6 protein-coding genes are annotated in these 5,123 nt (G+C 73.1%); 2 read left to right on the forward strand and 4 right to left on the reverse strand.

Annotation, left to right across the window (positions count from 1 at the left end):
- Positions 1-67 precede the first annotated feature (67 nt).
- Entirely contained in the window at positions 68-511 is a 444-nt protein-coding gene (locus tag AB0O00_RS29000) for a hypothetical protein (protein WP_363656714.1), read from the forward strand.
- 144 nt (positions 512-655) lie between these two features.
- Here AB0O00_RS29000 and AB0O00_RS29005 read toward each other — a convergent pair whose 3' ends face one another.
- Both AB0O00_RS29005 and AB0O00_RS29010 read right to left on the reverse strand, forming a co-directional pair.
- On the reverse strand, positions 656-2,203 hold the full coding sequence (locus tag AB0O00_RS29005; protein WP_363656716.1) for a Na+/H+ antiporter: 1,548 nt from the start codon (positions 2,201-2,203) through the stop codon (positions 656-658).
- Positions 2,204-2,364: 161 nt separating this feature from the next.
- On the reverse strand, positions 2,365-3,270 hold the full coding sequence (locus AB0O00_RS29010; RefSeq protein WP_363656724.1) for a pirin family protein: 906 nt from the start codon (positions 3,268-3,270) through the stop codon (positions 2,365-2,367).
- Positions 3,271-3,433: 163 nt separating this feature from the next.
- On the opposite strand from AB0O00_RS29010, the gene AB0O00_RS29015 reads away from it, so the two are divergent.
- The gene (locus AB0O00_RS29015) at positions 3,434-3,934 is read left to right on the forward strand and encodes a carboxymuconolactone decarboxylase family protein (protein WP_363656718.1); all 501 of its coding nucleotides are present in this window, start codon (positions 3,434-3,436) and stop codon (positions 3,932-3,934) included.
- A gap of 36 nt (positions 3,935-3,970) precedes the next feature.
- Here AB0O00_RS29015 and AB0O00_RS29020 read toward each other — a convergent pair whose 3' ends face one another.
- Together AB0O00_RS29020 and AB0O00_RS29025 are read right to left on the reverse strand one after the other, a co-directional pair.
- A complete protein-coding gene (locus tag AB0O00_RS29020; protein ID WP_363656720.1) occupies positions 3,971-4,237 on the reverse strand; it encodes a hypothetical protein in 267 nt (88 codons plus the stop codon).
- Between the two features lie 10 nt (positions 4,238-4,247).
- A partial coding sequence (locus AB0O00_RS29025; RefSeq protein WP_363656722.1) for a glycoside hydrolase domain-containing protein occupies positions 4,248-5,123 on the reverse strand: 876 nt, incomplete at its 5' end.

A 5,123-nucleotide genomic window follows, 5' to 3' on the forward strand; every position in this document is an offset into this window, starting at 1 on the left:
CGATCAGTTCCGACCGGGAAGCGGTGGTGTCCGATCCCGGTAGTGCATGCTGTGTGGCGCTTCTGCCATGTTCGACGCCCCGGCGCTCTCGGCGGCCGGCGACGCGCGGATCGTCAACGTGTCGTCCTCGCTGCACCGCACCGCGTCGATGAACTGGTCGGACCCGCACCGGGTGAAGAAGTACTCGCGGGTCGCCGCGTACGCGCAGTCGCAGCTCGCGCTGACCATGGCGACCGCCGACATGGCCCCGGCCGGCTCCGGCATCACCGCCGTGAGCCTCAACCCGGGCCTGTGCGACACCGCGCTGCTGCCGCTGTACGGGCGGGTCGGTGCCCCGGCGGCGGAGGGCGCGGCGGCCGTCGTCCGGCTCTGCCTGCCCGAGGCGGTCGTCGCCAACGGCGCCTACTTCGACGGCGGCGTCATCGCGCCGACCGCGCAGGCCGTCCAGGAGGAGCGCTCGCTCAAGCGCCTGGCCAAGCTCGCCGACCAGCTGGTCGGCCGGGCCGTCTGAACCACACCAACCCGAAGCCCAGGACCCGCAGCCCAGGAGAAGGAGCACGATGTCCAAGCGCGCCCGCAAGAAGAAGGCCCGGCGGAAGAAGAAGGCCAACCACGGCCGCAAGCCCGCGTAAACCCACCCGGCCTCGGCACGGCTTCACGCCCCGCCGAGGCCGGCCTCCTCCAGGTCGAGGTCGCGCTGGAGGAGGCGAAGGGTGGTGTCACTGATGCGGTGTTCCTCGTAGAGGCGGCGCAGTTCGGCGTTTTGGACGGCGATGACCTCACGCCGCAGCTGGCGGTGGGCGGCGTCGGCGGTGGTGCCGTCGGGGGTCTCGGGGGTGCGGTCGAGGCGGGCGGTGAGGCTGCGGCGCACCCGGTCGACGGCGGTCTGCGGTACGGCCTCCAGCTCGGCCAGGTTCTCGACGTGGTCGAGGGCGGCGCGGTTGAGTTCGTCGCGGGCGTCGTCCTCCTCGCGGGCGGTGTGCTCCGGTTCGAGGGCGAGTCCGGAGCGGTTGACCACGGCGGCCAGGGTGAGGCCCTGGACGACCAGGGTGAACACGACGACCGAGGTGGTGAGGACGAGGACGAGCGGGCGTCCGGAGAGCGGGGTGCCGTCGTCGGCGAGGAGCGGGATCGACAGCGCGGCGGCCAGCGGCATGACGCCCCGGGTGCCGGCCCAGGTGACCACCCCGGCGACCCGCCAGGACAGCCGGCCGCGGGTCGGCTTGACCGCGCGGGTCAGCGGCAGGGTCCAGAGCACGCGGACGGCGATCAGCAGGGCGGCCAGGGCGAGCGCCTGGAGCGGCCACCAGCCGGTGCCGGCGGGCAGGTCCCGGACCAGGGCGGGCAGTTCCAGGCCGACGACACTGAACACGACGCTCTCCAGCAGGAACACCACGACGGCGTAGACGGCGTGGAGCTGGAGGCGGATGTGGGCGTCGGTGAGCCGGTGGCCGGAGCGGCCGAGCAGGACGCCGGCGACCACGACGGAGGTGACGCCCGAGGTGTGCGCGGACTCCGCCAGCACGTAGGCCGCGTACGGGGTGACCAGGGCGATGACGGTCTCCAGGACCGGGTCGGTGGTGCGGCGGCGGATCAGCCAGACCAGGCCGGCGACGACGGCGCCGATGACGCTGCCGCCACCGCCGAGCAGCAGCAGTTCCCCGCCGGCGCCGGGCAGGTCCACGGTGCCGCCGACGGCGACGGCTATGCCGATGGCGACCTTGAAGAGGACGAGCGACGTGGCGTCGTTGAACAGGCTCTCGGCCTGGACGAGCACCTGGACCCGGCTCGGGAGCGCCAGGCGCCGCCCGAGCGCGGTGACGGCCACCGGGTCGGTGCTGGACAGCACGGCCCCCAGGACGAACGCCATCGCGGGCGGCAGCCCGGCGACGGCGACGGCCGCGAAGCCCACGGCGGCGGCGGAGGCGAAGACGAGGCCGAAGGAGAGGATCGTCACCGGGCGCCACACGGCGCGCAGGTCACGGAGGGAGAGTTCCTCGGCGGAGGAGTAGAGCAGCGGCGGCAGCACCACCAGGGCGATGGCCTGCGGTGGCACGTGCAGCGCGGGCACCCCGGGTATCAGCGCGACCCCGATGCCAGCCAGCACCAGCAGCGAGGGAGCGGGTATGCGCCACCGCCGGGCGAAGGTGGCCACACTCGTGGCCAGAACCACCAGAACGAGAACGATCCCCACGGCGTGCATCTGCAGAAACGACCCATCGCAACCACCGGGGTCGCCGCCGCCCGATCGCTGCAGTCGTCCCCCGAGCCGACCAGACTTCCCGGCACACCGCTGGTCATTTTATCGGGTCTTTTGCGGGGCGGGCAGGGGGTGGGCGCTCTTCTCGTCGTCACGACCGCAGGTCAGCGCACGCGGCCGCGGGGCTTCAGCGGGATGGCGGGGAGTTCGGGGGCGGGCAGGCGGTCGCCCGGGTAGCCCTGGACGGCGCCGAAGCGGTCGGAGCCGCGCTGCCACTCCTCGCGGGCCCGGGCGATGTCCTCGTTCGACCGCCCGATGAAGTTCCACCACATCACGATCTCCTCCTCGAAGGGCGGGCCGCCGATCAGGACCGTGCGGGCCGTCTCGTCGCTCGTGTTGGCGAGGGTGAGGGTGGTGGATCCGGGGGCCAGGTAGCCGAGTTCGGCCGGGCGCAGCGGGGTGGCCGCCAGGGTGACGTCGCCGTGGTCGACGAGGAGGGCGTGCTCGAAGGCGGGGTCGACGGCGAGGGTGAGGGTCGCGTGCGGGCGGATCGTGAGTTCGGCGCCGAGCAGCGGGGTGAAGGTGGGGACGGGGGAGGTGTCGCCGGCGAGGGTGCCGAGGAAGACGCGGGCCTCGCCGCCGTCCAGGGCGACGGGCTGCGGCACGTGGTGGTGGAAGTCGCGTGCGGTGTGGCGGTGTTGTTCCGGGAGGGCCACCCACAGCTGGACGCCGTGCAGGACGGTGGTCGCGGGGGTCGAGACCTCGGAGTGGCTGATGCCGTGTCCGCCGGTCATCAGGTTGAGCTCGCCGGGGCGGACGTACGCGTGGATGCCGAGGCTGTCGCGGTGTTCGATCTCGCCGCTGAACAGCCAGCTGACGGTCTGGAGCCCGGTGTGGGGGTGCGGGGCGACGTCCATCCCGCCGGTGTCGGTGACGTCGTCGGGGCCGTAGTGGTCGACGAAGCACCAGGCGCCGATGAGCGTGCGGGCGCGCTGCGGCAGGGTCCGGCGTACGGTCATCGCGCGCGGGCCGCCGAGCGGCACGTCGCGGGCGGGCAGGACCTCCACCAGGGGGCCGGACTCCCGGGTTTCGGCGTGTGCGTCGGCAGGACCGGTGCCGGTGGTGGTCACGATGGGCTCCCCGCTGCCAAAAAGTTCTGGCAAAGAAGTTTTATGTTCAACTATTATGGCATGGCGCAGTGCCGCCCGACAGTGAAACGTCCAGGGAGTTCCCGTGAGCGATGTGACAACGACCGTGACCGCCGCCCCCGCACGTCGACGGGTGTTCGTCGACAAGCAGACCCCCGCCGCCTTCCGCGCGATGCGGGCGACCGCCGACGCGGCCGGCGAGGCCGCCGCGGAGGCCGGGCTGGACCGGCGGCTGGTGGAGCTCGTCAACCTGCGCGTCTCCCAGATCAACGGCTGCCCCTACTGCCTCGACGTGCACACCACGGCGGCCCTGGAGGCCGGCGAGACCACCCAGCGGCTCGGCGTTCTCCCGGCCTGGCGCGACACCCGGCTGTTCACCCCGCAGGAACGCGCCGCCCTCGCCCTGGCGGAGGCCACCACCACCCCGGCGGACGCGGCCCTACAGGAGGAGGCCTACGCCGCCGCGCGCGAGGCCCTGACGGACGAGCAGATCTCCGCCGTGATCTGGGTGGCCATCGCGATCAACGCCTTCAACCGCGTCTCCATCCTGAGCAAGCACCCGGTGCGCCCGGCTCCGACGCGGTAGCGCGGGTCGACGCCCGCTCGGCCTGTCTCGCCATGGTCACGGTGTCTCGGGAGCGCCGGGAGTGCTCGGCGGCACCGGGTCCGGGGGTGCGGCCGGTGCCATCTTGAGCCAGCCAGGCAGGAGCGCGTCCACCGCCGGCAGCGCCATGACGCGGGTGATCGCGGCTGCGACGGCGAGCGCCACACCCAGGCCCGGCAGGGCCGAGGACACGCCGGTGGTGTGGACGAGGACGGGCAGGCCTGCAGCGAGTCCGAGCACCGTCTGGAAGATCGTGCGGATGGTGCGACGCAGCGAGTCGGACATCGGGGTCTCCTCAGGAAGTCGCGGGAGTCGCGGGAGTCGGGCCAGGGGCAGGGGCAGGGGCAGCCGGTGCAGGGGCAGCCGGAGCCGGGCCGGTCGTGACGTGCATGTCCACCCCGGCCGCCAGCGCCTTCGCCACGGCGGCCTCGATCGCGGCCGTGACGGTGGCCGTGTCGACGCCACTCGCGTGGTCGAGCAGGGTCTTCATCACCGCGGCCTGCGCCGCGATCTGGGCCTGCGTCGCGGCGAGCTGCAGCTGGATCGGATTGGCGGCGGCGAGCAGCCACTGCGCCGGGACGACGGCATCCGCCCCGGTCTTCTGCCGCCAGTCCGCGGTGACGTTCGGCAGGGCGTGCTCCCAGACCTGCTGAGGCAGCGACCGGAGCAGGGTCCGGATGCCGTCCGCGTCGTCGTCCCTGTAGTGGACGGCGTAGGCGATCACGTCGCGGACGGGCTGACTGCTGACCGCGTTGGCGGCTTCCTCGCGGATCATCGCGCGGAGCTGCTCCTCGGTGTACGGCATGTCGTCCTCCTGCAGTATCGGGGTGCGGCCGGGCATCCACTGCCCGTAGTCGGCGGCGGTGGCCTCGTTGCGGTCGCATTCGACCCGGCCGATGGTGATCGATCCGCCCTGGCGCAGCTGTGCGCGCGGGTCCCAGAGGCCGCCGGACCAGGCGCTGGTCTGCCAGTAGAAGGTGACGAGCCCGGAGGCGGCGGCGCCCTGGACGACGTGCAGGCCGCCGTAGACACCCGTTCGCGCCGGACCGAGGACGCTCGCAACGCCCGCGAAGTACGGCTCGACGTCGGCCCACGAGGTGTCGGTGTCGTCGGCGAAGTTGATCGGCCGGTCCGCGGGCTTGCCGCAGGCCGCGGCCTGCGCTGCCGCATC

Source organism: Kitasatospora sp. NPDC093558 (assembly GCF_040683475.1).
Classification (GTDB): Bacteria; Actinomycetota; Actinomycetes; order Streptomycetales; family Streptomycetaceae; genus Kitasatospora.